Raw genomic sequence first — 26,747 nt, forward strand, 5'->3', positions numbered from 1 at the left:
GACACCCCGCAAAAGTTTGCCCAACGAATTCGAGGATCCTGAAATGTCCACAATAATACGTCCGGCCCTGAGCCTGCTGGTGTTGATGACCCTGGTCACCGGCGTCGCCTATCCACTGGTGGTGACCGGTGTTGCGCAAGTCGCATTTCCCGCTCAAGCCAACGGCAGCCTGGTACATGACGCTGACGGCAAGGTCCGTGGCTCGTCGCTGATTGCCCAGGATTTTGTCGGCGATGCATGGTTCCATCCACGGCCATCGGCCGGTGCGTTTGCGACGGTTGCCAGCAGCGCGAGCAACCTGGCACCGAGCAACCCGGCACTCGCCACGCGGGTGATCGACGAGGCCAACAAACAGCAGGTACCCGGCCAGGGGCCGGTGCCATTGGCCTTGCTGACCACCTCTGGCAGCGGCCTCGATCCGCACTTGCCACCGGCGGCAATTGCCTATCAACTGGCGCGTGTTGCGGCGGCGCGCAATCTGCCGTTGTCGACTCTGCAGCAACTGCTCGATGCGCATACTGAACAGCCGTTGGTGGGGCCGCCGGTGGTCAATGTGCTGGAGCTGAACATGGCACTGGAAAAACTCTGAATCGGCGGCGTGGCCATTCGCGAGCAAGCCCGCTTTCACAGGAGCACGCGTTGCAAATGTGGGAGCGGGCTTGCTCGCGAAGAGGCCATCACAGTCACCGCATAAACATCTGCAAAAGAGAGAACATCAAGCATGAGCGACTCCGGCCGCGCCGACGCGCTGTTAGCAGACCTGCCCCGTGACGGCCGTGGCCGGCTCAAGGTTTTCCTCGGCGCCGCCCCCGGGGTTGGCAAGACCTACGCCATGCTCCAGGCCGCCCACACGCAATTGCGCCAAGGCGTGAAAGTCCTCGCCGGGGTGGTCGAAACCCATGGCCGGGCGGAAACCGAAGCACTGCTCGGCGGCTTGCCGCAGCAACCCTTGGTGCGCTCGGAATACCGTGGCGTGATGCTCGAAGAAATGGACCTCGACGGCATTCTTGCGGCCAGGCCGAAACTGGTGCTGGTCGATGAACTGGCCCACAGCAACGCCCCCGGCAGCCGCCACGCCAAACGTTGGCAAGACATTCAGGAACTGCTCGCCGCCGGCATCGACGTGTTCACCACGGTCAACGTCCAGCACCTGGAAAGCCTCAACGATCAGGTGCGCGGCATTACCGGTGTGCAAGTGCGCGAAACCCTGCCGGACTGGGTCCTGCAAGAAGCCTACGAGCTGCTGCTGATCGACCTGCCACCGCGTGAATTGCTCGAGCGTCTGCGCGAGGGCAAGGTCTACGTGCCGGAGCAGGCGCGCGCGGCGATTGATGCGTTTTTCACCCAGACCAACCTCACCGCGTTGCGTGAATTGGCGATGCAGACCGCCGCCGCGCAAGTCGACAACGATCTCGCCCAAGGCTATCGCCAACTCGGTCAGGCCGCCCCGGCAGTGCGCGGGCGATTGCTGGTCGGCGTCGATGGCGACCAGCAGGCCGAACGCCTGGTGCGTCATGCCAGCCGTGTCGCCCAGCGCCGGCATTTGCCGTGGAGTCTGGTGCATGTCGACAACGGTAGCGTGCGCGATGAGCAATCGCGGCTACGCCTGCAAAGCGCCCAGCAATTGGCCGAGCGCCTTGGCGGTGAAGTGGTTTTATTACGCGCCGGTGAAGTGGCGAAAACCCTGATCCAGCATGCCGCCGAACGCCGTGCGAGTCTGGTGCTGGTCGGGCAGTCCCGGCCGCGACTGCGCCGACGTCTGTTCGGCGGCGGACTCGCGGCACGGCTGTTGCGTCAGGCTCACGGGCTGGAGATCAACGTCCTCGACAGCGATCAGCAACAGCATCAACCGCGCCCGCGCAACGCGCTGACCCTGGTGTGGTTCGACTATGCGCTGGCGCTGGTTGCCACGGTGTTGGCCAGTGCTCTGGCGTGGGCCGTGTCGAGCGTGTTGCCGCTGCCGAACATCTCGCTGGTATTTCTTGCGGCGGTGTTGCTGGTGGCGGTGCGCAGCAGCCTCGGCCCGGCGCTGGCCTGTGCCGCGCTGTCGTTTCTGACCTATGACTTTCTGTTCATTCCACCGAATTTTTCCTTCAGCATTCAGCGCGAAGAAGACGTGCTGACCCTGCTGTTTTTCCTGCTGATGGCAGCGCTTACCGGCAACCTCGCGGCGCGTCAGCGTCGGCAATTGCAGGCCTTGCGCGACACCCAGGAAGAAACCACCGAACTGCTCGACCTGTCGCGTAAACTCACCGCCGCGACCGATCGCCAAGCAGTGGTCAGCGCCGCCGCGCAACACCTCAACGGCTGGAGCGATCTGCAACTGTGTCTGCTCAACCGCGATGGTCAGGGCGGCTGGAAAGTCGAGACCGGTGGGCCGCTGCAATTCACCGAGGCTGAACGCGCCGCCGCCGATTGGGCCTGGCAGCACGATCAACCGGCAGGCATGGGCACTGGCACGCTGCCGTTCGGGCGCTGGTGGTGGTGGCCGCTGTCGGTCGAGGACGGACCGCTGGCCTTGCTCGGTGTTTGTGCCAAGGAAGGGCAGACCTTGAGCGGCCAGCGTCGCCGCTTGCTCACCGCATTGAGTCAGCCGCTCGCCCAAGCGCTGGCACGCGCGCAGTTGGCCGATGACCTGGAAGCCGCGCGCCTGCACGGTGAAACCGAACAATTGCGCAGTGCCTTGCTGGCCTCCGTATCCCACGATTTGCGCACGCCGCTGACCGCCATGCGCGGCAGCATCGATAGCCTGTTGGCCCTCGGTGAAGCGATCCCGCTGGAGGATCGCCGTGAACTGCTCGAAGGCACTCGCGATGAAGCCGAGCGCCTCGACCGCTATATCCAGAATCTGCTCGACATGACCCGCCTCGGCCACGGCGCGCTGAAGCTGGCGCGGGATTGGGTGTCGCCCGCCGACATCGTTGGCAGTTCGCTCAATCGCCTGCGCGCGGTGCTCGCGCCGTTGCAAGTCAGCACCGATGTGCCGGCCGAGTTGCCGCTGCTGTTCGTGCATGCGGCGCTGATCGAGCAGGCGCTGGTCAATGTGCTGGAAAACGCCGCACGCTTCTCACCCGCTCACGGCCGCTTGCAGCTCAATGCGGGGGCGAATGACCAAGAGATTTTCTTCGCGGTCAGCGACGAAGGGCCGGGGATTCCCGAAGAGGAACGGGCGAAGATTTTCGACATGTTCTACACCGCTGCCCGGGGTGATCGGGGTGGCCAGGGCACGGGCCTGGGCCTGGCGATCTGTCAGGGCATGGTCGGTGCGCACGGCGGGCGTATCAGCGTCGCCGACGGCATCGACGAACGTGGCACCTGCATCACCTTGCACTTGCCGTTGCAGACGCAACCGGGGCTGGACCATGAAGCCTGATACGGACTGCGCTACTCTCTTGCCACTCTTTTGTGTTGATGTGAATTCATGAGCCAGACCGCGACCATTTTGGTCATCGATGATGAACCGCAGATCCGCAAATTCCTGCGCATCAGCCTTGCTTCTCAAGGCTACAAAGTGCTCGAGGCCGGCAACGGTGCCGAAGGGCTGGCGCAGGCGGCGCTGAACAAACCGGACTTGCTGGTGCTCGACCTCGGCTTGCCGGACATGGATGGCCAGCAGGTGCTGCGCGAATTCCGCGAGTGGGCCACGACGCCGGTGCTGGTGTTGTCGGTGCGCGCCAGCGAAGGGCAGAAAGTCCAGGCGCTGGATGGCGGCGCCAATGACTACGTGACCAAGCCATTCGGTATTCAGGAATTTCTTGCGCGAGTGCGTGCGTTATTACGTCAGGCGCCGGCGGGGGAGGCGCAGCAGGCGGCGCTGAGTTTCGGCCCGCTGACCGTGGACCTGGCCTATCGGCGGGTGTTGCTCGACGGTGTCGAAGTGGCGCTGACCCGCAAGGAATACGCGGTGCTGGCGCAACTGGCACGGCATCCGGGGCGGGTGATTACCCAGCAGCAATTGCTCAAGGATATCTGGGGACCGACGCACACCGAAGACAGCCATTATCTGCGGATTGTGGTGGGGCATTTGCGCCAGAAACTGGCGGATGATCCGACGCGGCCGCGGTTTATCGTGACTGAGGCAGGGGTTGGGTATCGGCTGCTGAGTGATGTGGGTTGATCTGACGCCTTCGCGAGCAAGCCCGCTCCCACATTTGGAATGCATTCCCTGTGGCAGCGGGCTTGCTCGCGAAGAGGCCATCAAACACACCCGAGAAATCAGCTCAGATCAACCCTGCTCACTCTCATACCGATCCAGCGTATCCCGCGCAATCTCGCGCCCCAGCGCGATCAACTCCGGCGCCTTGTAAAACTCGAAAAACCGGCACACCCGCTTCGGCACGTTGATCAGGATGTCTGGCGGATACCCGGCAATCTTGTACTGCGCCAGCGAGGTCTGCATCACCTCGAAACTCTGGTTGATCAAATCCAGCAACGAGGCCGGCCCGACGTTATCGATGATGAATGAGCCGGTCGCTGATTTCGGTGCGCCTTCACGTTCAGGCGCGGCGGCCGGTTGCTGGCTCTCCGGTTCGGCGCCTTCGAGCCAGGGGTTGATGTCCGCCGCTTCGGCGCGCAGTGCCTCCTGTTCGAGCCGCAACAATTGTTCAGCCTGTTTACGGCGGAACGGCATCTTCGCCCCCAGCGAATTGATCAGGCTGTCAAAGCGCGAGCGAAACGCCGCCGGGCGCTGGATCACCGGCAATTTGTAGTGACGCTGGTTGGTCGAGTTGAGGTTGACTGCGATGATCAGATCGCAATGGCTCGACACCACCGGCACGATCGGCAGCGGATTGAGAATGCCGCCGTCAACCAGCATGCGATTGCCTTGCATCACCGGGGTGAACAGGCTGGGAATCGCCGCCGAAGCGCGCATGGCTTGATGCAGACAACCTTCCTGAAACCAGATTTCCTGTTGGTTGGTAAGGTCGGCGGCAACGGCGGTGTAAGGAATGCGCAGATCTTCGATATTGATTTCGCCAACGATCTTGCGGATCTGGCCGAAGACCTTTTCCCCACGAATCGCGCCGAGGCGAAAACTGACGTCGACCAGGCGCAGGACGTCGAGGTAATCGAGGCTTTCGATCCAGTTCTTGTAAACGTCGAGTTTGCCGGCGGCGTAGATCCCGCCGACCACAGCGCCCATCGAACAGCCGGCAATGCAGGCGATGTCGTAGCCGCGTCGTTCAATCTCTTCAATGACCCCGATATGGGCATAGCCCCGGGCGCCACCGGAACCCAGTACCAACGCAACACGTTTTTTCATCCAGCGTCCTCCCGACAAGGTTCCACAATGCACCCATCGCCGGGCAGGCTCAATCGCCGAGGTCGTTGAGTGCGCCAGTGACGTCGTTTTTTTGCTATTGCATGACCCTTCAGCGCTATCCTTCTCAGTTGCGCGGTTTCACCCGCCGGCAAGGCACTTTTTCGCTGCCTGACCGTCTTACCTGCACGACTGTTGACCTATTTGAGGTGTGAGTGATGAAAGCCTGGATCTGTGTGCCGTTGTTGGCTTTGGCATTGGCCGGTTGTGCCGGTAAAACCGCTTACCGCGACAGCTGCGGCAGCCAGCTCGACGCGGCCTGGCATGAGCTGGATCTGGCCAAGGCCGAAGGCTTTGCCGGCACCGTCAGCTACTCCAAAGCGTTGTCCCTGCTGACCGCCGCCAAGACCCAGCAGCAATTCGAAGGGTTCGAAGGCTGCAGCAAGAAAGCCGAGAAGGCGCGCTTCTATATTCGCGAGTCCCGCGCCGGCCGCTAAGCTGCTGACGTGAAGCAAAGAGGCTGCGTTCACTGGGCGGCAGAATGATCTTCAAGCCATTTGAATCAGGAGCAAGTGATGTCTGCGTTGGTTGACCGGTTGGTGGCTCATGTCCTGAGCCTGGAGGTGCGGCTGCTGGCCTGTCAGGCGCGATTGACGGCACGCACCGATCCCGAGGCGTTGCATGATCTGCGCACCACGGTGCGGCGCTTGCGCAGCCTGTTGCGGCCATTGCGTGGTTTGCCCGGGGTCGAGCAACTGGAAGCTGCCGCCTCGGCGGTCGGCCAATTGACCACCCCGTGGCGTGATCGCGAGGTGTTGGCGGCCTACCTGCTCAAGCATGATCAGCCTGAGGCCGCGCAACGCCGCATGGCGCAAATGGCCGAGGCCTATCCGACGCTTGCGGCGAGCGCCGAGGTGGCTTCGCTGCTGATGATTCTCGACGCTTTTCCGCGCTTTCTGCGCGCTTCCCAGCGTCAGGGCTTGCTCAAGGGCTTGGACAAACGCATTGAAAAACGCCTGGGCAAGCAATGGCAGAAACTCGACGAGGCACTGCACGACCCGGCCCACGACCGCCATCGCCTGCGCCTGCTGATCAAACGCGTGCGCTACGGCATCGAAGCCTATCCCGAACTGGATCGCCTGCCCGCCGCGGCGCTGGCGCGTTTGAAGTCGGCGCAGGGCGCGTTGGGTGATTGGCACGATTGCTGGCAGTGGCTGGCAAAGGCGGAGCTTGAAACGGATCTGCAGCCGTGCGTCGCCACCTGGCAGGCGACGATGATCAATGCCGAAACCAAGGCTGATCGAGTGCTCGAAAAACTCAGTTCAGCCTGTTTCAAATAATCCTGAATCACCACAAATCCCCTGTAGGACTGAGCCTGCTCGCGATAGCGGTCTGACATTCAACAACTGTGTTGGCTGTCAGACCGCTATCGCGAGCAGGCTCACTCCTACAATGAATCTTCAATGTGGCGGATATAGGTGGAAGGCCTTTCTGTCAGCCCATTTGACCGGAATAGACGCTGCGGCGCTGTGCAGGTCTGGTTAAGATCCCCGCATTCCTTTCTCGTTTTCTGAGGTTGCCATGCGCTTTAGCGATCTGCTCGAGGCGGTCCGCCGCCAACCGGAACTGACCATTCCTGCCGAATGGGGCCAGGGTCGTGCCAGTTTCGGTGGCCTGGTGGCCGCGCTGCAATACGAAGCCATGCGCGCGAAAGTGCCGGCGGATCGCCCGGTGCGTTCGCTGGCGATCACTTTTGTCGGCCCGGTCGAGCCTGAAGTCCCGGTGAGCTTCGAAGTGGATGTACTGCGTGAAGGCAAAGCCGTCAGCCAGGTCATGGGCCGGGCGATGCAGAATGGCCAAGTGGTGACGATCGTTCAGGGCAGTTTCGGTGCCTCGCGGCCCTCGGAAGTGGCAGTCGAAGCGTATCCGGCGCCGTCAATGAAACACTGGGACGAATGCCAGGAGTTACCGTATATCAAAGGCGTGACCCCGGAGTTCATGCGTCATCTGGCGATGCGCTGGAGTGTTGGCGGCATGCCGTTCACCGGCAATCAATCGCGGCTGATGGGCGGTTGGGTGCGCTTGCGTGGGGATGTCAAAGAGGAACCGGTCAACGAGGCGCATCTGCTGGCCTTGGTAGATGCGTGGCCACCCGCTTTGTTGCCGTATCTGAAGAAGCCTGCGCCGGGAAGCACGCTGACCTGGACCATTGAGTTCGTTCAGCCGCTACGCGATTTGAGCACGCTGGACTGGTGCCAATACCTGGCCGATATCGAGTACGCCGCCGACGGCTACGGCCATGTCGCCGCCAAGCTGTGGAGCGCGCAAGGGGACTTGATTGCCATGAGTCGCCAGACCGTCACGATTTTCGCCTGACTCAATGCCGACGGTGGCGCTCGCGCCAGGCGCGCCACCAGCCGCCACTGAGAAAGAACCGCGGAAAGGTCAGGAACTGCTCGACCAGTAAACGCGAGACGGCATCTTTACGGTCGCTGAACGGCTCGGAGGCTTGCGCCTCCAGGCTGTGGCCATGACGTTGCAAGCCCAGCGCCGCAATGATGCCGATCACGCCGATGGCGACGCTGGCCAGACTCAGGCTGAACACCCCGGAGACGATCAGCAGAAACGCGACGATGAACAACGGCACGGCAATCAGGTGCAGCACCAGATTGGTCGGGTGCTGATGATTGCCCGGGTACGCGCGCCATTGCCACGCGGGAAGATTGGGGTGACGTTTGCCCATGTTGACTACTCCTCGATCCATGTTGAACTCATGGATGAAGAATAGGCCCGGGCGCGGAGGGCGGCGAATCAAGGTTGGCTATTGAAGCGATAGGCGTCATCGCCGGATTCGATGCTGAATGGGCTGACGCCTTCGCGAGCAAGCTCGCTCCCACAGAGGATTTATGAGCGCCCTGGATCCAATGTGGGAGCGAGCTTGCTCGCGAAAGGGCCTTCAGAGTTTCAATTGACCAATAGCCTTGTTGAGTTCCCCGGCCAATGTCGCCAGTTCATTACTGGTCGTCGCCGAATCCACCGTCTGCCGCACCGTGTTCTCGGTCACATCGCGAATACTCACCACCGCCCGGTTCATCTCCTCGGCGACCTGACTCTGCTGCTCCGCCGCCACGGCGATCTGCGTGTTGCTCTCGCGCATCTGCGCCACCGCCCCGGTGATTTCCGCCAATGCCTCGCCAGCCTCCTGCGCCTGCTGCACGCAGTCGTCAGCCTTGTACGAACTCTCCTGCATGAAATCCACCGCATCGCGGGTGCCCGCCTGCAAGGCCGAGACCATCGTGGTGATCTCGTCGGTCGAGGTCTGTACGCGTTTGGCCAGATTGCGCACTTCATCGGCGACCACTGCAAAGCCACGGCCCATTTCTCCGGCGCGGGCGGCTTCGATAGCGGCGTTCAGCGCCAACAGGTTGGTCTGCTCGGCAATGCTGTGAATCACGCTGACCACGCCGTTGATCTTCTGGCTGTCCTCGGCCAGCCGTTGAATCATCTCGGCTGTCTGCTGCACACCGCTGGATAGCCCGGCGATCGAATGCTGCACCCGCGCGACCACTTGCTGACCGCTGCCGGCGAGGCCATCGGCGGTCTGCGACAGGTCGCGGGTGGCGCCGGCGTGCTGGGCGATGTGATAAACGGTGGCAGTCATCTCGTTGATCGCGGTAGCGGCCTGATCGGTTTCACTCTGCTGACCGAGCATGCCGTGGCGCACTTCGTTCATGCTCGATGCCAGCCGTGCTGCGCCAACATCCAGCTGCCGAGCGGTGTTGGCCACGGTGGCGACGACGCGTTGATAACCGGCTTGCATTGCGTTGAAGGCATTGGCCATCTGCCCGACTTCGTCTTTGCCCACCAGCGGCACACGGGCCGAGAGATCGCCGCTTTTCTCAACGTGCAGCATCACGTCTTTCAAGGTATTGAGCTGACTGAGCAGGAAGCGGATCAGCAGTTGCGAGGCGCACAGCATGGCCAACATCAGGATGAACACCGCCACCGCATAATTGGCGAAACGCTCGCTGAACACCTGACTCAGACTCGGGCCATAGGCGATGACTGCAACCTGCTGGCCATCGGCGTGACTGAATACTTCGGCGCCCATCAGCGGGTTATCGCCGAACAGCGGCAGGCGATTGATGTCGTTCCAGCCGTTGCTTTCAGTGATTTCCAGCAAGGGATGATCGTTCAGGCGCGGAGCTTCGCCGCGTTTGAAGGTCAGCACTTGATCAGCTTTCGGCAGCGGTTGCCCGGGTGGCCAGGCCTTGAGCAATTGCGCCTGGGCCTGTGCGGATGCCTGCGACGCGTGACTGCGCGCCTGTTGTTCGAGCTGCACGGCGTACAACACCAGCAGCAGGGTGGTGACGAAGGCGACCGCATTGACCGCCCAGAATTTGTATTTCAGCGAGATATTGCTAAGCCAGGCACCCATGGAGGTCTTCTCTGATAGCGGAAACAGTTTTGGCAAGGTGCCAGCATTGTGCCGCTATGCAGGGATGGAGAACTTGATATGGGTCAACAGGTTCTACGCTAACCCCCGGTGGGAGCGGGCTTGCTCGCGAAGGGGGCGTGTCAGTCGATGTTTCTTTAACTGAACCACCGCATTCGCGAGCAAGCCCGCTCCCACAATGGGGTTTGTGTTGTGTCAGGGGAGGGTGCTCAGATTGAAGAACGCTCGGGCACAGGCGGTGGTATGCGCCGCCAGATCTTCCTCGGTTTCACCCCGATGCAACGCCACTTCGCGCAGCACTTCAGTCAGATACGCCGGTTCATTGCGCCCGTTCTTTGGCTTCGGTCGCAAGGTGCGTGGCAGCAGGTACGGCGCATCACTTTCCAGCATCAGCCGTCCGCGTTTGATCTCTTTGACCAGCGGATGCAAATGCGTGCCCCGGCGCTCGTCGCAGATCCAGCCGGTAATGCCGATGTGCAGATCCAGGTCGAGGTAGCTGAACAACGCCTTTTGCTCGCCGGTAAAGCAATGCACCACGGCAGCGGGCAATTGATCGCGGAAGTCGTTGAGAATTTCCAGCAGACGTTGACTGGCATCGCGCTCATGCAGAAATACCGGCAGTTGCAGTTCAACGGCCAGCGCCAGATGTTCTTCGAGGACTTTTTCCTGCTGTGGCCGTGGCGAGAAATCACGGTTGAAATCCAGCCCGCATTCACCCACCGCCACCACGTTGGATTCCTTCAGCAAACTGCGCAGACGGCGGGCGCTGTCAGCGTTCCAGTCGCTGGCCGAATGCGGATGAATCCCGGCGGTGGCGAACAGCCGTTGCCCGCTCTCATCCAGTTGCTGGCACAACTCCAGTGCCTGCTCGCTGCCCTCGACGCTGGTGCCGGTCAGCACCAGTTGGCAGACTCCGGCGGCATAGGCGCGCTCGAGCACGGCCTGGTGTTTGTCGGCGAAACTGGGGTTGGTCAGGTTGACGCCGATATCGATGAGTTGCATGGTTGCTACCTCGGGCCGAAGGCCGGAAAGCATACCAGAGCTGTAGATTCATAAGAAAAGCCAAGAACTACAACGAGTTATAGCTGTCTGTTGATGCCGCGACGCAGACCGGTTTGGTAGAAATGCCATTACTGTGCCAGTCTCTCGCACGTTGCCAGCGCTCATGGCGCTCTGTATTCGTCGGTGATTTCGACCTTTTAAGATGAAATCGCCCTGTATTCTTTCCGGAGAGTGGATGGTTCGTCCCTCGGTTTTGCTGCTGTTGTGTGGATCGCTGCTACTGCCGATGGCGGCGGTCGCACGCCTGCCCGGGCCGTTGCAAGCCGTGCCGGCGGCCAAGGTGCGCGACTTGTCCGAGATTCGCAGCAGCCGCGTGTTGCGCGTGCTGGTCAACCAGAGCCGCAACAGCTCCGGGGAAGTCCAGGGCCAGGCCATCGGCGTCGAATACCATCGTCTGCGCGCCTTCGAGCAATACCTCAATGGCCACGCCCGCGACGGCCAGGAAATCACCCTCAAGATCATTCCCAAAGCCAAGGATCAATTGCTCGGCGCGCTGCAACGTGGCGAGGGCGATCTCGTTGCGCCGGGCGAATTGCTTGAGTTGCAACCGGGCTTTGCTGTGGCCAGCAGCGAACCGATCGCCAGCAACGTGCCGCTGGTGCTGGTCGGGATCAAGGGCGAACGCCGCTATACCAAGGTCGAGCAGCTTTCCGGAAAAACCCTGGCGTTACCCACCGGCAGTGCGGCGGGGGAGGCGGTCAGTCAGCTCAATCAGAAACTGGCGTTGCACAAACTGGCGCCGATCAAGATCGAATGGGTCGATCCGACCCTGGCGGTAGAAGATGTGCTGGAAATGGTGCAGGGCGGGATATTTCATCTGACCATCGTCGAGCAACCCATCGCCGAGCGCTGGGGCAAGATCCTGCCGAAGCTGCGTTTTGACCGGCAACTGATGATCAGCGAGCCGGGTGAGGAGTATTGGTTCGTACGCCGTGACGCCTCGATGTTACGCGCGAGCATCGACCGCTTTCTCGGCGGTTACAAGAAGCCGTCCAATGAAGATGTCGCGTTCCTGCGCATCTACCGTCGTCTCTATCAAGTCCACTATCCATTGGCCAAGGCTGATCGCCAGCGTCTGGAAAAACTGCGCCCGACCCTGCAGAAACATGCCGACGCGCAGAACATGGACTGGTTGAACCTGGCCGCGCTGGCGTTCAAGGAATCACGCCTGCAACCCAATGCGCGCAGCGGCAGTGGCCCGACCGGGCTGATGCAGATCACCCCGTCCGCCGCTCAGCGCGTCGGCGTGAATAACATTCAGAATCTCGATGCGAATGTACAGGCCGGGGCCAAGTACCTGGCGATGATCCGCCGCAAGTTCTTCAGCAGCCCCAAGCTCAACGAGCGCGAACGCATGGCCTTCACGCTGGCGGCGTACAACATCGGCCCTGAGCGCGTGCAGGGCATGCGCGCTGAAGCGCGGCGGCGTGGGTTGAACCCCAATCAGTGGTTCTTCCAGGTCGAGCGCATCGCCATGGAGCAGGTAGGAATGGGGCCGGTCAGCTATGTTAATAGCGTGAACAAGTATTACTTGGCGTTCGACCGGGAGCGCGAGTCGTTGGAGCCCGGGGCGCAAAAGGTCGTCTCACGGAAATGATCTAATAATTTGATGGTAATGGCGGAATATTTGCGCTTTTAACATGAAATTAACTGATTAATATAGCGGCCAACCAACACACACAACTTCTCGCGAAAACAAGGAATGCCCCATGAACTCTCTGATCAATAAAGTACTGTTCACCCGCGCCGGTTACGGTCTGACTATCCTGCGCATCGCTGTCGGCGTGATCTTCGCGGCTCACGGTTCGCAAAAACTTTTTGGGCTGTTCGGTGGCTACGGCTTGGCCGGCACCGCGCAGTGGATGGAAAGCATCGGCCTGACCCCGGGTTACCTGATGGCCTCGCTGGCGGGCGGCACTGAGTTCTTCGCCGGTCTGGCCCTGATCATCGGCCTGCTGGTTCGTCCGGCGGCGCTGGGTCTGGCGTTCCTCTCGCTGGTCGCGATTTTCTCGGTGCACATCGGCAACGGTCTGTTCATGGCCAACAACGGTTACGAGTTTGCCCTGGCCTTGCTGGCTGGCAGCATCGCCGTACTGATCGAAGGCGCCGGCAAGCTCTCGGTGGATCGTGCCATCGCCGGTTAAGCGCTCTGGCTCAAGGAAAAGGCCCGCACAATGCGGGCCTTTTTTTGTTGCGGCTGATTCTTGACACTGATCGGTCACGTTCTCTAGGATGTTGCCCATGCGCCGATTTAAACAGCTACTTGCGGGGCGCCAGGTAACTTCAACAGTTGCCGTCAGAAGCCGGAACAGGGCTTCGAAATACCGCTAAAGCGCTGGTTCGGTGTTGCCTCTCACCTGCCATGCAGACTTTTGAGGCAGAGACACGACACGATGAATGCACTAAGCCCTCCAGCACGTCCCGCGCCGATCACGGCACATATCACCCAGCGCAACCCTAAAATCCTCCTTGGCGGCAAACATCAGCCGACGCTATTGCGTTATCTCGATGGCTGGCCACGTCGCAGCGGCGGCCCTGCCGCGTTCCTGATCCAGTTCGTTGAAGACGGCGAGTCGCTGGCGCGCTTTGCCAGTGACAGTTTTGATCTGGCGGTGATTCAGGCACCGAGTGCAGAAGATGCGCCGCAGATGATCAAGCAACTGGTCCGCGTTGCGCGGCAGGGGCTGATCACTCGCCGCTAATACGGTTTACAGATAGTCGATAGCGACGATGTAAACGAACTGCTCACCGGTCGGCGTCTGCACGCGGACTTCAGCGTCCAGCGCCTTGCCGATCAAGGCGCGGGCCAGGGGCGAGTCGATGCTGATCAAGCCCAGTTTCAGATCCAGTTCATCCGGGCCGACGATGCGGTAGCGCGATTGCTTGCCGTCTTCGTCTTCGATGGTCACCCAGGCGCCGAAGTAGACCTTGTTCGGATCACTGGGCTTTTCGCTGACGACTTTCAGTGCTTCAAGGCGTTTAGTGAGAAAACGCACGCGACTGTCGATTTCGCGCAGCATCTTCTTGCCATAGGTGTACTCGGCATTTTCCGAACGATCGCCCTGAGCCGCTGCCTCGCTGACTGACTGCGTCACCTGTGGGCGGCGCACATGCCACAGCTCATGGAATTCGGCGCGCATCCGCGCTTCACCTTCGGGGGTGATCAGCGCGGTGCCGGCTGTGCGGGGAGGGCGATAACGGCTCATGGCAACTTCTTGTGATTAAGACCGCTTGAGTCTATCAACCCTCACGCAACACTGTCAGCGGACTTGCGTTCAGCGCCCGGCGCGTGCCGAACACGCCCGCGCCACCAATCAACGCCGCGCCAATCAACGGCAGCACCAGCAGCCATGGATGCGGGTGCCACGGCAGATCGAACGCGTAGCGATACAGCACCAGACTCACCACTTCCGAACCGATGGCCGCAAGCAAGCCGCTCACTGCACCGAGCAGGCCGAATTCGATACGCCGCGCCTTGATCAGCAACTGGCGCTCCGCACCCAGCGCACGCAACAGCGCACCTTGGCGAATCCGTTCATCGAGCGTCGCCTGCAAACCGGAAAACAGCACGGCCATCCCCGCCGCCAAAACAAACAACAATACATATTCCACGGCCAGGGTGACCTGGGCGAGGATGCTGCGCAGTTGTTCCAGCAGCGCTTCGACCTGAAGAATGGTCACCGCCGGGAAGGTGCGCGACAGTTCGACGATCTGCTGATCATGCCCGGGGGCCAGATAAAAACTGGTCAGGTAAGTCGCTGGCAGATCCTTCAATGTGCCGGGCTGAAAGATCATGAAGAAGTTCGGCTGAAAATTGTCCCAGTTGATCTCGCGCAGGCTGGTCACTTTTGCTTCGCGGTTAACCCCGCCGACGCTGAACACCATGTGATCGCCGAGTTTGAGCTTGAGGCTTTCGGCGACTTTGCCTTCCACCGAGACACCGGGAACGTCGTCGGTGGGCTGATCCTTCCACCATTCACCCGCGGTGAGTTTGTTCCCCGCCGGCAAATCCGCCGCCCAGGTCAGGCTCAAGTCGCGCTGCACGGCACGATCGCCCGCCGAATCCTTGCTGACGATTTGTTGCACCGCTTCGCCGTTGATGCTGATCAATCGGCCGGGTACGACTGGATAAAGAGGTGCGGCTTGCGCGGAGACCTTGATCAGGTGATCGGTGAACGCCTGTTTATCTGCCGGCAGAATATTCAGCGCAAAGTAGTTCGGTGCGTTTTTCGGCAACTGGTTTTGCCAGGTGTCGAGCAGTTCGCCGCGCAGCAGGGCGATCAAGGCCATCGACAGCAGAATCAGGCCGAATGCCAGCGACTGACCGGCCGCAGCCAAGGGGTGGCGCAGCAACTGGCCCAGGCCCAGGCGCCATGGCAGCGAAGCACGGGCGAGCATCCGCCGCAGACTTTGCAGCAGCAACAGCAGCAAGCCGCCCAACACCAGCGCAGCGACCACGCCGCCGCCGAGCAAGGCGAACGTCAGCAGCAGATCCAGGCTCAGGCGCCACATGATCAGGCCGAGCGCACCCAAGGCTGCGCCGTAAACCATCCAGGTGCTCGACGGGATCGGCAGCATGTCCCGGCGCAGTACACGCAGCGGCGGCACGCGACCCAAGGCCGCCAGCGGCGGCAAGGCGAAACCGGCCAATGCAACCAGTCCGGTGCCGATCCCGGCAATGGCGGGAAACAGACCGCCCGGTGGAACGTCGCTTGGTAGCAAGTCATGCAGCAGTGCGAACAATCCCAATTGCGCCAACCAGCCAAGCAGCGCTCCACTGAGCGCGGCGAGCAGCCCCAGTACGGTCAGTTGCAAACTGAACAGCACCATGGTTTCCCGACGCGACAGACCGAGGCAACGCAGCAAGGCACTGGCGTCGAAACGGCGACTGGCGAAACGGTTGGCGGACAATGCCACCGCGACACCGGCCAACAGCACGGCGACCAGACTGGCCATGTTCAGATAACGCTCGGCTTTACCGAGTGCACCGCCAATCTGTCGGTTGCCATCGCGGGCGTCCTGTATCCGCTGGTTGGCGGCGAGCCCGGGTTTGATCAGTTGCCGATAGGTTTCCAGCGCCTGCGGCTCGCCGCGCCACAGCTCGCGGTAACTCACGCGGCTGCCGGGTTGCACCACGCCGGTGGCGGCGAGGTCGTCGAGGTTGATCATCACCCGTGGCGTGAGGCTATAGAAGTTGCCGGCGCGATCCGGCTCGTAAGTCAGCACGCGGGTCAGTTTCAACGTCTTCATGCCGACATCGATGCTGTCGCCGATCTTCAGATCCAGTGCGGTCAACAGGCGTGCCTCGACCCAGGCTTCGCCGGGTTGCGGTTCGCCGCCGGACTCTTCTGCGGCGAAGGGGGCAGGTGCACTTTTAAGTTCGCCGCGCAACGGATAGGCACGGTCTACGGCTTTGATGCTCGACAATTGAATACCGTTGTCGGTGGCGATGACGCTGGAAAATTCCACCACTTGCGCATGCTTAAGAAGCAGCTCGGTGCCACTCCTGATCTGCTCTTCACGGGCTGGCGAGCTGCCCTCCAGCACCAGGTCGGCGCCAAGAAACTCGGTGGCACGCAGCATCATTGCGCCGTTCAGGCGGGCGCCGAAGTAACCGATAGCAGTACTCGCAGCGACCGCCACGACCAGCGCAAAAAACAACACGCGCAATTCCCCGGCGCGGGCATCGCGCATGAGTTGGCGTAACGCGAGACTGAACAGACGCAACAGCGGCAAACGTGCCATCAAGGCTCCAGAGGGGCGACCAACAGCCCGGCTTCAAGTCGGATCAGGCGCCGGCAGCGATGGGCCAGGCGTTCGTCGTGGGTCACCAGCACCAGGGTGGTGCCGCGTTCCTTGTTCAATTCGAAGAGCAGATCGCTGATGCGCTCGCCGGTGTGGCTGTCGAGGTTGCCGGTGGGTTCGTCGGCAAACAGCACGTCAGGCTCGGCAGCGAAGGCGCGGGCAATGGCCACACGTTGCTGTTCGCCACCGGAGAGCTGGCGCGGTGAGTGGGTCAGGCGCTGGCCGAGACCGACGCGCTGGAGCAATTCGGTCGCTCGTTCACGGGCGTCTTTGCGGCCGTCGAGTTCCAGCGGCAGCATGACGTTTTCCAGTGCGTTGAGGCTGTCGAGCAACTGAAAGGACTGGAAGACGAAGCCGACATGCTCGGCACGAATGCGTGCACGCTGGTCTTCGTCAAGATTGCTCAGGCCCTGGCCGGCGAGGATGACTTCGCCACTACTCGGCAGATCGAGACCGGCAAGCAGGCCGAGGAGGGTGGATTTGCCCGAACCGGACGCGCCGACAATGGCCAGGCTATCGCCCTTGTTCAGTTCCAGGCTGAGTTCGTGCAGGATAGTCAGTTCACCTTCCGCGCTGGGAACCACTTTGCTGAGGTTCTTCGCGGTGAGAATGCTTGCGCCCATGGAGAATCCGATGCGTGTGTGGTTTTTGAGTGCTGGCCTGGCCTTGATGTGCATGGCCCAGAACGCAGCGGCGGGTACTGTCCTGATCGTTGGCGATAGTATCAGCGCCGGTTTCGGACTGGATACCCGTTTGGGGTGGGTGTCGTTGCTTGAACAACGGCTCAAACAGGAAGGTTTCGACGACAAAGTGGTCAATGCCTCGATCAGCGGCGACACCAGTGCCGGAGGCCAGGCACGGCTGCCGGCGCTGCTTGCAGAGCATAAGCCGGAACTGGTGATCCTCGAACTGGGTGGCAACGACGGCTTGCGCGGAATGCCGCCAACTCAATTGCAACAAAATCTTGCCTCGATGATCGACAGCTCTCGTCAGAGCGGGGCCAAGGTGTTGCTGCTCGGCATGCAACTGCCGCCCAATTACGGCAAGCGTTACACCGATGCCTTCGCCGAGGTCTACGGCAAGCTTGCCGACGATAAAAAGATCCCGCTGGTGCCGTTTTTCCTCGACGGCGTCGGCGGTCATCCGGACCTGATGCAAGCCGACGGTCTGCACCCGGCAGCCGGGGCTCAGGGCAAGTTGCTGGAAAATGTCTGGCCGACGCTAAAACCGCTGTTATGAGGCTTTTCTAGTGGCAGGCTTTCGGCTAATGTGGCGCCCCCTTATTTGGAGCCCCCGATGCCGCGTCCTGCCTGGTCCCTGTTTGCCTACCAACTGATCGAGCCTGACGAGCAGCTGGATCTGTTCGCCTGTCAGGAAGTGCGGGTGCATCTGGTGACGCGTCAACTCGAACTCGGTGGCTCGGCCGATCGAACCTTGTGCGGCAGCCTGTTGCCGGCACAACCGCGCTGGTCGAGCGTCGATCGCCGGGTGTTTCAGGATCAGCGCCTGTGTTCGCTGTGCCGGGCGATTCTGGAATCGCAGAAGCGCGGCACCTCGCCGATCTGGCCGGAGCTGCGTTTCGAGCTCTGACCCTGTGGGAGCACCCTGTCGCCTGCATTGGGGTGATCTCCCCGAATATCCAAAGTGCGGTGTACAATCGCGCCCTTATACCCTTGTTGATCATGCGAAGGATTTTCCGGATGTTGCCGCGCTTTCCTGCCGTCACCCGCTGCCTGTCACTTGCCGCCCTGTGTGTGGCCGGTCCCGTTGCTGCATTGGAGTTTCCCCTGCCCCCACCCGGTGAAGACATCATCGGCCAGGTGCAGGTGATCAAAGCCAAGTACGAAGACACCTTCGCCGATCTGGGCACGAAGTACGATCTGGGCTACTCGGAAATGGTCGCGGCCAACCCGGGCGTCGATGCCTGGTTGCCAGGGGCCGGCACTGAAATCGTCTTGCCGACCCGTTTCATTCTGCCGCCCGGCCCGCGCGAAGGCATCGTCATCAACCTCGCCGAATACCGCCTCTATTACTACCCGAAAGGTCGCGACGTGGTGTACACGTTCCCGCTGGGTATCGGCCGCGAGGGCTGGGGCTCACCGATCGCGCACACCTCGATCATCGCCAAAACGCCAAACCCGACCTGGACGCCTCCAGCGTCGATCAAGGCTGAACACGCTGCGGATGGTGATCCGCTGCCAAACGTCGTGCCGGCCGGCCCGGACAACCCGTTAGGTCCGTTCAAGTTCACGCTGGGCACACCGGGCTACCTGATTCACGGTTCGAACAAGAAATTCGGTATCGGCATGCGCACCAGTCACGGCTGCTTCCGCATGTTCAACAACAACGTGCTGGAAATGGCCAGTATGGTGCCGGTCGGCACGTCGGTGCGCATCCTCAACGATGCCTACAAGTTCGGCAGCAGTGGCGGCAAGGTTTATCTGGAAGCGCACACGCCGATCGACGACAAGGGCAACCCGTCAGTGGTCGACAAGCACACCGCCGTGATCAATGCGATGCTCAAGCGTGAAGACGTCACCAACAACCTGCGCGTGAACTGGGATGTGGTGCGGGATGTGGTTGCGGCCGAAGACGGCCTGCCAACGGAAATCGGCACACCGAATGCGTCGGCGCCGATGATCTCGAGTACACCGATCGACTTGCAGCAGTAAGCCGGGTGCTGAACCCGCCGATGCGTGAAGCGTCGGCGGGTTTTTTATTGTCCGGGGAAAAGCATCGGGCATAAAAAAGCCGACCCGAAAAAATCGGGTCGGCTCGATAACAACCCCGAAGGATTATTACTTGCGGCTAGCTTTGTCCAGCATGCGCAGAGCACGCTCGTTAGCTTCGTCAGCAGTCTGTTGTGCTTTTTGAGCAGCAGCCAGAGCTTCATCAGCTTTACGGTATGCTTCGTCTGCACGAGCTTGAGCGCGAGCAGCTGCGTCTTCAGTAGCGGTCAGACGTGCTTCGGTTTCTTTCGATGCGCTGCTGCAACCGGTAGCCAGAACTGCGGCCAGAGCCAGAGCAGAGAATTTCAGAACGTTGTTCATCGTGTTCCCCTTCAAGGACTTTCAAATTAAGTGGCTGTCTCCTCACGATTGAGGAAATAGCCGGCGTACATACTACCCATTACTTGTAGTAAGTAAACTGACGTAAGGCAAGAAGCAAAAAAAATTGTAGGCGTTGATTCTTTTTCGAGCAACTTTTAACTGCGCTGTTTAAAAAATGTGCAGCTGCAAGCCCCGAGCTGAGCGAGTCAATGAGAAAAAGTTCCCGCTGCCATGTGCTGTTTTTGCAGTCTTGACTAAGTCTGTCTAGATGAATACGTCCATACTTTTGTTCCGATTTTGCGTGCTGCTTCGCGTATCTTTCTGCATGTTGAGGTGACTTTAAAAAAGGCCGCACGTCTTAAGTCTCAACATCCGGCAATGTTCAGGTGAGTGGTCAGGGAAGATGTTCTCTCCAGTCACCTCTGCGTCCATCGGAGCAACCCCCGTCAACTCGCTTGATGACGAGCGTACCTTGAGCATTTTTGCCAATGGTGCCTACTATTTATCAGGTGCCAGGTTGCGCGAGATCGGTGTGGCTCTTCTCGGTGTCCATCAGGCACGGGGTGGCGTAGATGTTCCTTCGCCGGAAAAACATCGGTAAGGTAGGGGTCAGAATTCGAGACCCGCGAGGAGTAGTGATGAGCGAGGCGTTGTCCATCCACCATGACCAGGCTGGTCATCAGTTCGAGACCAATGTGGACGGTCATCGTGCCTACCTGACCTATATGGATCTGGGAAAACAGACCCTGGATATCTATCGCACCTTCGTGCCCAACGCCCTGCGTGGCCGTGGCATTGCCGCAGCGCTGACCGAGAGCGCGCTGCAATACGCCGAAGAAATGGGCTACACGGTGATCCCGTCCTGCTCCTACGTCGAGCGCTACATGGAACGCCATCAGCGCCGCGCCGCCAAGATCTGAAACGCACACACAAAAACGCCGGGCAATGCCCGGCGTTTTTTTATGCCCGCGAAACGATGCTTACGTGCGCTGACGTTTTGGCAACACGTCCTTGAGCTTGGCGTGCATGCTGCGCAAGGTGTTTTCGGTGGCGGACCAATCGATGCAGGCATCGGTGATCGACACACCGTATTGCAAGTCGGCGAGGTCTTTCGGAATCGCCTGGCAGCCCCAGTTCAGATGACTTTCGACCATCAGGCCGATAATCGACTGATTGCCTTCGAGGATCTGGTTGGCGACGTTCTCCATCACCAGCGGTTGCAGGGCCGGATCCTTGTTGGAGTTGGCGTGGCTGCAGTCGACCATGATGTTCGGCTTGATCTTCGCTTTGTTCAGCGCCTGTTCGCACAGGGCGACGCTGACCGAATCATAGTTCGGTTTGCCATTACCGCCGCGCAGCACCACGTGACCGTAGGCGTTGCCTTTGGTGGTGACGATCGACACGCCACCTTCCTGGTTGATCCCGAGGAAACGGTGCGGGCTGGACACCGACTGCAAGGCGTTGATTGCCACGGTCAGGCCGCCGTCGGTGCCGTTCTTGAAGCCGACGGCCGAGGACAGGCCGGAAGCCATTTCCCGGTGAGTCTGCGATTCGGTGGTGCGCGCACCGATGGCCGACCAGCTGATCAGGTCCTGCAGATACTGCGGGGAGATCGGATCGAGGGCTTCGGTCGCGGTCGGCAGGCCTTTTTCGGCCAGATCCAGCAGCAACTGACGACCGATGTGCAGACCGTCCTGGATCTTGAACGAGTCGTCCAGGTACGGATCGTTGATCAGGCCTTTCCAGCCGACGGTGGTCCGTGGCTTCTCGAAATACACGCGCATGACCAGATACAAGGTGTCGGAAACTTCTGCAGCCAGCACCTTGAGGCGATCGGCGTATTCGTGGGCAGCCTTGATATCGTGGATCGAGCACGGGCCGATCACGACGAAGAGACGGTGGTCGGTGCCATCAAGAATGTTGCGAATGACTTCGCGGCCCTTGGTGACGGTGCGCAGGGCAGCGTCGCTCAGAGGAATATCACGCTTGAGCTGATCGGGAGTGATCAGGGTCTCGTTAGAGGCGACGTTTAGGTCGTTGATCGGTAAATCAGCCATCGTTTACTCGTCAGGTCACGGGTGCCGGCCGCCAGCGATCCCCGCGCGGCGGAGCACAGCAGATTTAAGCGCGTCGGGGAGCGGAACCTTAGCGCGTAAAGCGCCTGCTCGACAATGGGCAAGTAACGGTTTGAACAAGTGCGTCAGTCCGGCACTGGCTGGGCGAAAGCCTTGCGCACGCTGTCGTGGGAGAACTCGTCGGCATGTTGTTCGACCCATTGCAGGGCCAGCGCCTGAATATCCTGCAGGTCGTCGTGGGTTTCGTTCATGCGGCAGTAACGCTCGATCTGACACACTTGCTCACCCATTCGCGCGCTGAACAGCGTCTGCTCGTCGGTGAACGCGATGCCCACCAGATAGCCTTTTTTGCGCCGCAGGCACCACGCCACATAACCCGGATAGCAGATGTCGGCGTTGAGTGTCGGCATGCGCACTTGCAGGGCCGTGCCATGGCGCCAGGCACGGTGGTAATTGCAAGCGATGCCGCCGAGGCTGATAGTGTGCAGCTGTTGCCTGGAAATACACTCAGGCTTGAGCAAGGTTAATTCAACCGGCACCTCGTCCGGATGAGGAATGAAACGTCCCATGAGCACAGACTCCCTGTGTCGGCCATTTGACATTGTTTCCCCCAGTATAGTGGTCGAATCCGCACTGACCGATTTCGACGCCGATCAACGGCTGTTGGCGATGAGCGGCGTTTCGCTGGTGATTTTCATCAGTGTCGGCTGCGCCAGTTGCCGTTATGCCCGCGAGGTGTTGCCGGGATTCGAGCTGGCAATCGATCAGTTGTGCTGGATCGATGCCGGCGACAACGGTGGGTTGGTGGAGCGTTATCAGGTCTTTCATTTGCCGGCGCTGTTTGTGGTGCGCGACGGCGAGTTTTTTGGGGCATTGCACACGCGCCTGACGGCCGATGCGCTGAATGCAGCGCTGGCGCAGGCACTGGGTCGAATTGCAGAGGAGTTGCCATGATGGGGGCAGTGACCAAACCAGGCGTTGATAAACCGAAGGTGGGGATTATCGGCACCGGCGCGATTGGTGGTTTCTACGGTGTGATGCTGGCGCGTGCCGGCTTCGATGTGCACTTTTTGTTGCGCAGCGAGTTCTCGGCGGTCGCCGAGCGCGGCTTGCAGATCAACAGCGCGGTGCATGGCCCGCTGACGCTGAATCCGGTGCAGGCCTATTCGGCCGCCGCCGACATGCCGAAATGCGACTGGCTGTTGGTGGGCGCGAAAACCACCAGCAACGCCGGTCTGGCCCCGTCGATTGTTCAAGCGGCCAAAGCGGATGCAAAAGTGCTGGTACTGCAAAACGGTCTCGACGTCGAGGACAGCTTGCGTGAGCTGCTGCCCGATTCCCTGCACCTGCTGGGCGGATTGTGCCTGATCTGTGTACACCGCGAAGGTCCGGGTCTGGTGACCCATCAGGCACTCGGCGCGGTCAACGTCGGCTACCACAGCGGCCCGGCCATTGATGACGTCGCACGCATGGCGATTGTCGAGGAGGGCTCCGGGTTGTTCCGCGCTGCCGGAATCGATTCCCAGGCGATGGCCAATCTGCATCAGGCGCGCTGGCAGAAACTGGTGTGGAATATTCCTTATAACGGACTTTCCGTTCTGCTCGGCGCCGGCACTACGCCGCTGATGGCCGACGCCGACAGCCGCGCCTTGATCCAGGCGTTGATGGCCGAAGTCGTACAGGGTGCCAAGGCGTGCGGGCTGGAAGTGCCGCCCGGGTATGCCGATTTCCTGTTCACGATGACCGAGAAAATGCCTGACTATTGGCCGAGCATGTACCACGATTTCTTGCACAAGCGCCCGCTTGAGCTGGAGGCGATCTACGCTCGGCCACTGGCGGCGGCGAAAGCGGCGGGGTGTGAATTGCCGCGGATCGAAGCGCTGTATCGAACGTTGAGTTTTATCGACCGACGCAACACTTGAGTCGACTTTTTGCGGTAGGCGGGGGAAGGCATGGCCAAGAACATCGATGACAAACTGGTGCTGGCGATTTCGTCGCGCGCCTTGTTCGACCTGAGCGAGAGCCACAAGGTCTACCTGTCGAGCGGCGTTGAAGCCTATCGGCAATATCAGATCGAGCACGAAGACGAGATGCTGGCGCCCGGCGATGCCTTTGCGCTGGTGGAAAAACTCCTGAGCCTGAACAGTCGCCTCGGCCGTGCGCGGGTCGAGGTGGTTCTGGTCTCGCGCAACAGCGCTGACACCGGGCTGCGCGTGTTCAACTCGATTCATCATTACGGTCTGGCGATTTCCCGCGCGGCGTTTGTCGGCGGGCGCAGTCCGTATCCCTATCTGAAAGCTTTTGGTTGCGACCTGTTTCTTTCGACCCATGCCGAAGATGTGCGCGCGGCACTGGACGCCGGCTTCGCTGCCGCAACGATTCTGTCCGGTGGCGCCAGCCGCGCGGCCAGCGATGAATTGCGCATCGCCTTCGACGGTGACGCGGTGATTTTTTCCGATGAGTCGGAGCGCGTTTATCAGTCCGGCGGGCTGGAAGCGTTTCAGGCCAAGGAACGCGAGTCGGCCCGCGAGCCGTTGCGCGGAGGGCCGTTCAAAGGGTTTCTGGCGGCACTCAATCTGTTGCAGCGCGAGTTTCCCGATGACGATTGCCCGATCCGCACGGCGCTGGTCACCGCACGTTCGGCACCGGCCCACGAGCGGGTGATCCGCACCTTGCGCGAGTGGGACATTCGCCTCGATGAATCACTGTTCCTCGGCGGCCTGACCAAATCGGCATTCCTCGAAGCATTTGCCGCCGACGTGTTTTTCGACGATCAGGCCGGCCACTGCGAACTCGCCCGCGAAGTCGTTGCCACCGGCCACGTGCCGCATGGCATCAGCAACGAACCGTCGGTCTAAAGCCCTTTGGTTCAAGACGTTGCGTCGCCCGTCGTAGTCGCCAAGGCACTGCTAAGCTGAATCAAATCTCCGCCATGTTGGCACGCGAGGAGGTCATATGATTCGTTCGATGCTGTATGCCACTGACCTCGGTCTGTACGCCCCGTTAGTGATGCAGCATGCCCTGGCGTTGGCCCGAACATTCAATGCCGATCTGTACGTGGTGCACGCGGTGGAGCCGATGGGGCTGTTTGCCGAATCGGTGTTGCAGAGCTATCTCGACGAGCAGGCATTGAACGAATTTCACAGCCAGGGTCTGAAAACTGTCATCGCCAATATCGAGCAGCGGGTGCTGGACAGTTTTCGCGAAGAACTGGGCGATGAAGGCGAGCAGGACCTGCAGCGCATTCGCGCGATGCGCGTGCTGCAGGGCGATCCGTCACAGGTGATTCTCGACCAGGTGCAGAAACTCTCTGTCGATCTGCTGATCGTAGGCAGTCACAGTCACGGGGTGGGCGCGGAAACGCCGTTGGGGCGCACGGCTGCGCGGGTCCTGCAATTGGCCAAGGTGCCGGTTTATCTGGTGCCGTTAATGGAGCGGCGGCGGCGGGGGGATCGCTGAAGCAGGAATAATGGCGCTTTGATGAAAAAGTTCTAGATTTATTATTCAAACCATTAATATAGTTATATACCGTCGCTGATGCCCGTGGCGTCTACCTGCTTTGAGGGATACATATGAAGCTTCAACAACTGCGCTACATCTGGGAAGTGGCGCACCACGACCTCAACGTTTCCGCTACAGCCCAAAGCCTTTACACCTCGCAACCGGGCATCAGTAAACAAATCCGCCTGCTGGAAGACGAACTCGGCGTTGAAGTGTTCGCCCGCAGCGGCAAACACCTGACCCGCGTGACTCCGGCCGGCGAGCGCATCATCACGACCGCCGGTGAGATTCTGCGCAAGGTCGAAAGCATCAAACAGATCGCCCAGGAATTCTCCAACGAGAAGAAAGGCACCTTGTCGATCGCCACCACCCACACCCAGGCACGTTATGCACTGCCGCCGGTGATCAGCAATTTCATCAAGCAATACCCGGACGTGGCACTGCACATGCACCAGGGTTCGCCGATGCAGATCGCGGAAATGGCCGCGGACGGCACCGTCGATTTCGCCATCGCCACCGAGGCGCTGGAACTGTTCGGCGATCTGGTGATGATGCCGTGCTACCGCTGGAACCGTTGCGTGGTCGTGCCGCAGGGTCACCCGCTGACCAAGCTGCCGAAGCTGACCCTGGAAGCCTTGGCCGAATATCCGATCGTGACTTACGTGTTCGGTTTCACCGGCCGTTCAAAGCTCGACGAAGCCTTCAGCCATCGCGGCCTGACCCCGAAAGTGGTGTTCACCGCCGCCGACGCTGACGTGATCAAGACTTACGTGCGCTTGGGGCTGGGTGTCGGCATCGTCGCTAAAATGGCGGTCGACACCAAACTCGACAACGATCTGGTGGTGCTGGATGCCAGCGAACTGTTCGAGTCGAGCGTGACCAAGATCGGTTTCCGTCGCGGCACCTTCCTGCGTGGTTTCATGTGCGATTTCATCGAGAAGTTCGCCCCGCATCTGACTCGCGAAGTCATGGCCAAAGCCATTCAGTGCCACAACAAGCAGGAGCTGGAAGAACTGTTCGACGGCGTCGAACTGCCGGTTCACTGATCAATTGCCTCACAGCACCTCGGTGACAGCAAACTGTTGCCGGGTGCCCGCCACCAGAATTTCCACCTCATCACCTTCGCACTTGCCCAGCAGACCTTTGCCCAGCGGCGAGCGCGGGGTGATGACGGTAATCGGCTGACCGACCACGTCGACTTTCAGGCCTGCCGCATCCGGCGCCAGAAACAGCCATTGCTCGCGACCCTTTTCGTCTTCCAGACCAAGCAGGGCGCCGACTTCGATGCCACGGTTTTCGTCATAGGCACGCAGCGTCAGGTTCTGGCACAGCGCCAGTGACTGCCGGATCTCCTCGACCCGTTTCGCTTGCCCGGCGGCTAGATACGACGCTTCCAGGCCCAGTGTGTCGTATTTGTTTTCGGCGATGTTTTCTTCGTGCGTCGCAGTCTCGTAAGCGGTTTGCGCGGCGCGTTCGGCGATGTCGAGGTCGACGCGCAGTTTGTCGAGAATCAGTTGGTGGACGGTGTGTTTGTTCAT

At 60.5% G+C, this 26,747-nt stretch carries 29 protein-coding genes; 18 read left to right on the forward strand and 11 right to left on the reverse strand.

Annotated elements, in window-relative coordinates; translation table 11 throughout:
* Nucleotides 1-43: 43 nt before the first annotated feature.
* From kdpC to ACM6IV_RS23545, 3 genes are all read left to right on the forward strand, one after another.
* Nucleotides 44-589: a potassium-transporting ATPase subunit KdpC gene (kdpC, locus tag ACM6IV_RS23535; protein ID WP_414871861.1), complete on the forward strand. Its 546-nt coding sequence runs from the start codon at nt 44-46 to the stop codon at nt 587-589.
* 132 nt (nt 590-721) lie between these two features.
* A complete protein-coding gene (locus tag ACM6IV_RS23540) occupies nt 722-3,373 on the forward strand; it encodes a DUF4118 domain-containing protein (RefSeq protein ID WP_414871862.1) in 2,652 nt (883 codons plus the stop codon).
* Nucleotides 3,374-3,421: 48 nt separating this feature from the next.
* Nucleotides 3,422-4,117 carry a response regulator gene (locus ACM6IV_RS23545; protein ID WP_414871863.1) on the forward strand — a complete coding sequence of 232 codons (696 nt, stop codon included), beginning with the start codon at nt 3,422-3,424 and terminating at the stop codon, nt 4,115-4,117.
* 108 nt (nt 4,118-4,225) lie between these two features.
* Here the strand turns inward: ACM6IV_RS23545 and ACM6IV_RS23550 are convergent, their stop codons facing one another.
* Nucleotides 4,226-5,263: a patatin-like phospholipase family protein gene (locus ACM6IV_RS23550; RefSeq protein WP_122608506.1), complete on the reverse strand. Its 1,038-nt coding sequence runs from the start codon at nt 5,261-5,263 to the stop codon at nt 4,226-4,228.
* A 215-nt stretch (nt 5,264-5,478) separates the two neighbouring features.
* On the opposite strand from ACM6IV_RS23550, the gene ACM6IV_RS23555 reads away from it, so the two are divergent.
* The 3 genes from ACM6IV_RS23555 to ACM6IV_RS23565 all read left to right on the forward strand — a co-directional run bounded on the left by ACM6IV_RS23555 (nt 5,479) and on the right by ACM6IV_RS23565 (nt 7,636).
* The gene (locus tag ACM6IV_RS23555) at nt 5,479-5,757 is read left to right on the forward strand and encodes a hypothetical protein (protein ID WP_090285007.1); all 279 of its coding nucleotides are present in this window, start codon (nt 5,479-5,481) and stop codon (nt 5,755-5,757) included.
* 78 nt (nt 5,758-5,835) lie between these two features.
* Nucleotides 5,836-6,600 (forward strand): CHAD domain-containing protein, encoded by a 765-nt coding sequence (locus ACM6IV_RS23560; protein WP_414871864.1) that lies wholly within the window; start codon nt 5,836-5,838, stop codon nt 6,598-6,600.
* Nucleotides 6,601-6,841: 241 nt separating this feature from the next.
* The gene (locus tag ACM6IV_RS23565) at nt 6,842-7,636 is read left to right on the forward strand and encodes an acyl-CoA thioesterase (RefSeq protein ID WP_414871865.1); all 795 of its coding nucleotides are present in this window, start codon (nt 6,842-6,844) and stop codon (nt 7,634-7,636) included.
* A gap of 1 nt (nt 7,637) precedes the next feature.
* Here ACM6IV_RS23565 and ACM6IV_RS23570 read toward each other — a convergent pair whose 3' ends face one another.
* The 3 genes from ACM6IV_RS23570 to ACM6IV_RS23580 all read right to left on the reverse strand — a co-directional run bounded on the left by ACM6IV_RS23570 (nt 7,638) and on the right by ACM6IV_RS23580 (nt 10,718).
* Nucleotides 7,638-8,003 (reverse strand): terminase, encoded by a 366-nt coding sequence (locus tag ACM6IV_RS23570; protein ID WP_034155260.1) that lies wholly within the window; start codon nt 8,001-8,003, stop codon nt 7,638-7,640.
* 213 nt (nt 8,004-8,216) lie between these two features.
* Entirely contained in the window at nt 8,217-9,698 is a 1,482-nt protein-coding gene (locus tag ACM6IV_RS23575) for a methyl-accepting chemotaxis protein (RefSeq protein ID WP_414871866.1), read from the reverse strand.
* A gap of 213 nt (nt 9,699-9,911) precedes the next feature.
* On the reverse strand, nt 9,912-10,718 hold the full coding sequence (locus tag ACM6IV_RS23580) for a TatD family hydrolase (protein WP_414871867.1): 807 nt from the start codon (nt 10,716-10,718) through the stop codon (nt 9,912-9,914).
* A 235-nt stretch (nt 10,719-10,953) separates the two neighbouring features.
* On the opposite strand from ACM6IV_RS23580, the gene ACM6IV_RS23585 reads away from it, so the two are divergent.
* From ACM6IV_RS23585 to ACM6IV_RS23595, 3 genes are all read left to right on the forward strand, one after another.
* The gene (locus ACM6IV_RS23585) at nt 10,954-12,375 is read left to right on the forward strand and encodes a transglycosylase SLT domain-containing protein (protein WP_414871868.1); all 1,422 of its coding nucleotides are present in this window, start codon (nt 10,954-10,956) and stop codon (nt 12,373-12,375) included.
* Between the two features lie 112 nt (nt 12,376-12,487).
* Nucleotides 12,488-12,922 carry a DoxX family protein gene (locus ACM6IV_RS23590; RefSeq protein WP_414871869.1) on the forward strand — a complete coding sequence of 145 codons (435 nt, stop codon included), beginning with the start codon at nt 12,488-12,490 and terminating at the stop codon, nt 12,920-12,922.
* A 249-nt stretch (nt 12,923-13,171) separates the two neighbouring features.
* A complete protein-coding gene (locus ACM6IV_RS23595) occupies nt 13,172-13,480 on the forward strand; it encodes a class I SAM-dependent methyltransferase (RefSeq protein ID WP_414871870.1) in 309 nt (102 codons plus the stop codon).
* Nucleotides 13,481-13,486: 6 nt separating this feature from the next.
* Here ACM6IV_RS23595 and greB read toward each other — a convergent pair whose 3' ends face one another.
* The 3 genes from greB to ACM6IV_RS23610 are packed head-to-tail and all read right to left on the reverse strand — an operon-like array spanning nt 13,487 to nt 17,206.
* Nucleotides 13,487-13,984: a transcription elongation factor GreB gene (gene greB / locus ACM6IV_RS23600; RefSeq protein WP_414871871.1), complete on the reverse strand. Its 498-nt coding sequence runs from the start codon at nt 13,982-13,984 to the stop codon at nt 13,487-13,489.
* A gap of 34 nt (nt 13,985-14,018) precedes the next feature.
* Nucleotides 14,019-16,523 (reverse strand): ABC transporter permease, encoded by a 2,505-nt coding sequence (locus ACM6IV_RS23605; protein ID WP_414871872.1) that lies wholly within the window; start codon nt 16,521-16,523, stop codon nt 14,019-14,021.
* Nucleotides 16,523-17,206 (reverse strand): ABC transporter ATP-binding protein, encoded by a 684-nt coding sequence (locus tag ACM6IV_RS23610; RefSeq protein WP_007908572.1) that lies wholly within the window; start codon nt 17,204-17,206, stop codon nt 16,523-16,525. The genes ACM6IV_RS23605 and ACM6IV_RS23610 overlap by 1 nt, the downstream gene beginning before the upstream one ends.
* 10 nt (nt 17,207-17,216) lie before the next feature.
* Here ACM6IV_RS23610 and ACM6IV_RS23615 point away from each other — a divergent pair, with 10 nt between their 5' ends.
* The 3 genes from ACM6IV_RS23615 (at nt 17,217) to ACM6IV_RS23625 (ending at nt 19,255) form a co-directional block, all read left to right on the forward strand.
* On the forward strand, nt 17,217-17,822 hold the full coding sequence (locus ACM6IV_RS23615; protein ID WP_016985507.1) for an arylesterase: 606 nt from the start codon (nt 17,217-17,219) through the stop codon (nt 17,820-17,822).
* A gap of 57 nt (nt 17,823-17,879) precedes the next feature.
* Entirely contained in the window at nt 17,880-18,173 is a 294-nt protein-coding gene (locus tag ACM6IV_RS23620; protein WP_003226812.1) for a hypothetical protein, read from the forward strand.
* A 110-nt stretch (nt 18,174-18,283) separates the two neighbouring features.
* On the forward strand, nt 18,284-19,255 hold the full coding sequence (locus ACM6IV_RS23625) for a L,D-transpeptidase family protein (protein WP_414871873.1): 972 nt from the start codon (nt 18,284-18,286) through the stop codon (nt 19,253-19,255).
* A gap of 126 nt (nt 19,256-19,381) precedes the next feature.
* Here the strand turns inward: ACM6IV_RS23625 and oprI are convergent, their stop codons facing one another.
* Nucleotides 19,382-19,633 (reverse strand): outer membrane lipoprotei OprI, encoded by a 252-nt coding sequence (gene oprI / locus ACM6IV_RS23630; RefSeq protein WP_025113130.1) that lies wholly within the window; start codon nt 19,631-19,633, stop codon nt 19,382-19,384.
* Nucleotides 19,634-20,271: 638 nt separating this feature from the next.
* On the opposite strand from oprI, the gene ACM6IV_RS23635 reads away from it, so the two are divergent.
* Complete coding sequence (locus ACM6IV_RS23635) at nt 20,272-20,553, forward strand: GNAT family N-acetyltransferase (RefSeq protein WP_003226804.1); 282 nt, start codon at nt 20,272-20,274, stop codon at nt 20,551-20,553.
* A 60-nt stretch (nt 20,554-20,613) separates the two neighbouring features.
* Here ACM6IV_RS23635 and ACM6IV_RS23640 read toward each other — a convergent pair whose 3' ends face one another.
* On the reverse strand, nt 20,614-21,690 hold the full coding sequence (locus tag ACM6IV_RS23640; protein ID WP_414871874.1) for a 3-deoxy-7-phosphoheptulonate synthase: 1,077 nt from the start codon (nt 21,688-21,690) through the stop codon (nt 20,614-20,616).
* Nucleotides 21,691-21,833: 143 nt separating this feature from the next.
* A complete protein-coding gene (locus ACM6IV_RS23645) occupies nt 21,834-22,277 on the reverse strand; it encodes a PilZ domain-containing protein (RefSeq protein WP_414871875.1) in 444 nt (147 codons plus the stop codon).
* On the opposite strand from ACM6IV_RS23645, the gene ACM6IV_RS23650 reads away from it, so the two are divergent.
* From ACM6IV_RS23650 to cysB, 5 genes are all read left to right on the forward strand, one after another.
* On the forward strand, nt 22,276-22,662 hold the full coding sequence (locus ACM6IV_RS23650) for a thioredoxin (protein WP_414871876.1): 387 nt from the start codon (nt 22,276-22,278) through the stop codon (nt 22,660-22,662). The two genes, ACM6IV_RS23645 and ACM6IV_RS23650, sit on opposite strands and share 2 nt — an antisense overlap.
* Nucleotides 22,659-23,630 (forward strand): putative 2-dehydropantoate 2-reductase, encoded by a 972-nt coding sequence (locus ACM6IV_RS23655; protein WP_414871877.1) that lies wholly within the window; start codon nt 22,659-22,661, stop codon nt 23,628-23,630. The genes ACM6IV_RS23650 and ACM6IV_RS23655 overlap by 4 nt, the downstream gene beginning before the upstream one ends.
* A 30-nt stretch (nt 23,631-23,660) precedes the next feature.
* Nucleotides 23,661-24,566, forward strand: a complete 906-nt coding sequence (locus ACM6IV_RS23660) for a 5'-nucleotidase (RefSeq protein WP_414871878.1) — start codon at nt 23,661-23,663, stop codon at nt 24,564-24,566.
* Between the two features lie 97 nt (nt 24,567-24,663).
* Nucleotides 24,664-25,167 (forward strand): universal stress protein, encoded by a 504-nt coding sequence (locus ACM6IV_RS23665; protein ID WP_414871879.1) that lies wholly within the window; start codon nt 24,664-24,666, stop codon nt 25,165-25,167.
* A gap of 113 nt (nt 25,168-25,280) precedes the next feature.
* Nucleotides 25,281-26,255, forward strand: a complete 975-nt coding sequence (gene cysB, locus ACM6IV_RS23670) for an HTH-type transcriptional regulator CysB (protein WP_003183769.1) — start codon at nt 25,281-25,283, stop codon at nt 26,253-26,255.
* Between the two features lie 9 nt (nt 26,256-26,264).
* Here cysB and ACM6IV_RS23675 read toward each other — a convergent pair whose 3' ends face one another.
* Complete coding sequence (locus ACM6IV_RS23675; protein ID WP_137217767.1) at nt 26,265-26,747, reverse strand: GreA/GreB family elongation factor; 483 nt, start codon at nt 26,745-26,747, stop codon at nt 26,265-26,267.

The organism is Pseudomonas sp. IT-347P (genome assembly GCF_949768005.1).
Lineage (GTDB): Bacteria > Pseudomonadota > Gammaproteobacteria > Pseudomonadales > Pseudomonadaceae > Aquipseudomonas.

Coding starts and splice junctions, on each gene's coding strand:
- kdpC (WP_414871861.1), top strand. CDS start 44: ATGTCCACAATAATACGTCCGGCCCTGAGCCTGCTGGTGTTGATGACC.
- ACM6IV_RS23540 (WP_414871862.1), top strand. CDS start 722: ATGAGCGACTCCGGCCGCGCCGACGCGCTGTTAGCAGACCTGCCCCGT.
- ACM6IV_RS23545 (WP_414871863.1), top strand. CDS start 3,422: ATGAGCCAGACCGCGACCATTTTGGTCATCGATGATGAACCGCAGATC.
- ACM6IV_RS23550 (WP_122608506.1), bottom strand. CDS start 5,263: ATGAAAAAACGTGTTGCGTTGGTACTGGGTTCCGGTGGCGCCCGGGGC.
- ACM6IV_RS23555 (WP_090285007.1), top strand. CDS start 5,479: ATGAAAGCCTGGATCTGTGTGCCGTTGTTGGCTTTGGCATTGGCCGGT.
- ACM6IV_RS23560 (WP_414871864.1), top strand. CDS start 5,836: ATGTCTGCGTTGGTTGACCGGTTGGTGGCTCATGTCCTGAGCCTGGAG.
- ACM6IV_RS23565 (WP_414871865.1), top strand. CDS start 6,842: ATGCGCTTTAGCGATCTGCTCGAGGCGGTCCGCCGCCAACCGGAACTG.
- ACM6IV_RS23570 (WP_034155260.1), bottom strand. CDS start 8,003: ATGGGCAAACGTCACCCCAATCTTCCCGCGTGGCAATGGCGCGCGTAC.
- ACM6IV_RS23575 (WP_414871866.1), bottom strand. CDS start 9,698: ATGGGTGCCTGGCTTAGCAATATCTCGCTGAAATACAAATTCTGGGCG.
- ACM6IV_RS23580 (WP_414871867.1), bottom strand. CDS start 10,718: ATGCAACTCATCGATATCGGCGTCAACCTGACCAACCCCAGTTTCGCC.
- ACM6IV_RS23585 (WP_414871868.1), top strand. CDS start 10,954: ATGGTTCGTCCCTCGGTTTTGCTGCTGTTGTGTGGATCGCTGCTACTG.
- ACM6IV_RS23590 (WP_414871869.1), top strand. CDS start 12,488: ATGAACTCTCTGATCAATAAAGTACTGTTCACCCGCGCCGGTTACGGT.
- ACM6IV_RS23595 (WP_414871870.1), top strand. CDS start 13,172: ATGAATGCACTAAGCCCTCCAGCACGTCCCGCGCCGATCACGGCACAT.
- greB (WP_414871871.1), bottom strand. CDS start 13,984: ATGAGCCGTTATCGCCCTCCCCGCACAGCCGGCACCGCGCTGATCACC.
- ACM6IV_RS23605 (WP_414871872.1), bottom strand. CDS start 16,523: ATGGCACGTTTGCCGCTGTTGCGTCTGTTCAGTCTCGCGTTACGCCAA.
- ACM6IV_RS23610 (WP_007908572.1), bottom strand. CDS start 17,206: ATGGGCGCAAGCATTCTCACCGCGAAGAACCTCAGCAAAGTGGTTCCC.
- ACM6IV_RS23615 (WP_016985507.1), top strand. CDS start 17,217: ATGCGTGTGTGGTTTTTGAGTGCTGGCCTGGCCTTGATGTGCATGGCC.
- ACM6IV_RS23620 (WP_003226812.1), top strand. CDS start 17,880: ATGCCGCGTCCTGCCTGGTCCCTGTTTGCCTACCAACTGATCGAGCCT.
- ACM6IV_RS23625 (WP_414871873.1), top strand. CDS start 18,284: ATGTTGCCGCGCTTTCCTGCCGTCACCCGCTGCCTGTCACTTGCCGCC.
- oprI (WP_025113130.1), bottom strand. CDS start 19,633: ATGAACAACGTTCTGAAATTCTCTGCTCTGGCTCTGGCCGCAGTTCTG.
- ACM6IV_RS23635 (WP_003226804.1), top strand. CDS start 20,272: ATGAGCGAGGCGTTGTCCATCCACCATGACCAGGCTGGTCATCAGTTC.
- ACM6IV_RS23640 (WP_414871874.1), bottom strand. CDS start 21,690: ATGGCTGATTTACCGATCAACGACCTAAACGTCGCCTCTAACGAGACC.
- ACM6IV_RS23650 (WP_414871876.1), top strand. CDS start 22,276: ATGAGCACAGACTCCCTGTGTCGGCCATTTGACATTGTTTCCCCCAGT.
- ACM6IV_RS23645 (WP_414871875.1), bottom strand. CDS start 22,277: ATGGGACGTTTCATTCCTCATCCGGACGAGGTGCCGGTTGAATTAACC.
- ACM6IV_RS23655 (WP_414871877.1), top strand. CDS start 22,659: ATGATGGGGGCAGTGACCAAACCAGGCGTTGATAAACCGAAGGTGGGG.
- ACM6IV_RS23660 (WP_414871878.1), top strand. CDS start 23,661: ATGGCCAAGAACATCGATGACAAACTGGTGCTGGCGATTTCGTCGCGC.
- ACM6IV_RS23665 (WP_414871879.1), top strand. CDS start 24,664: ATGATTCGTTCGATGCTGTATGCCACTGACCTCGGTCTGTACGCCCCG.
- cysB (WP_003183769.1), top strand. CDS start 25,281: ATGAAGCTTCAACAACTGCGCTACATCTGGGAAGTGGCGCACCACGAC.
- ACM6IV_RS23675 (WP_137217767.1), bottom strand. CDS start 26,747: ATGAACAAACACACCGTCCACCAACTGATTCTCGACAAACTGCGCGTC.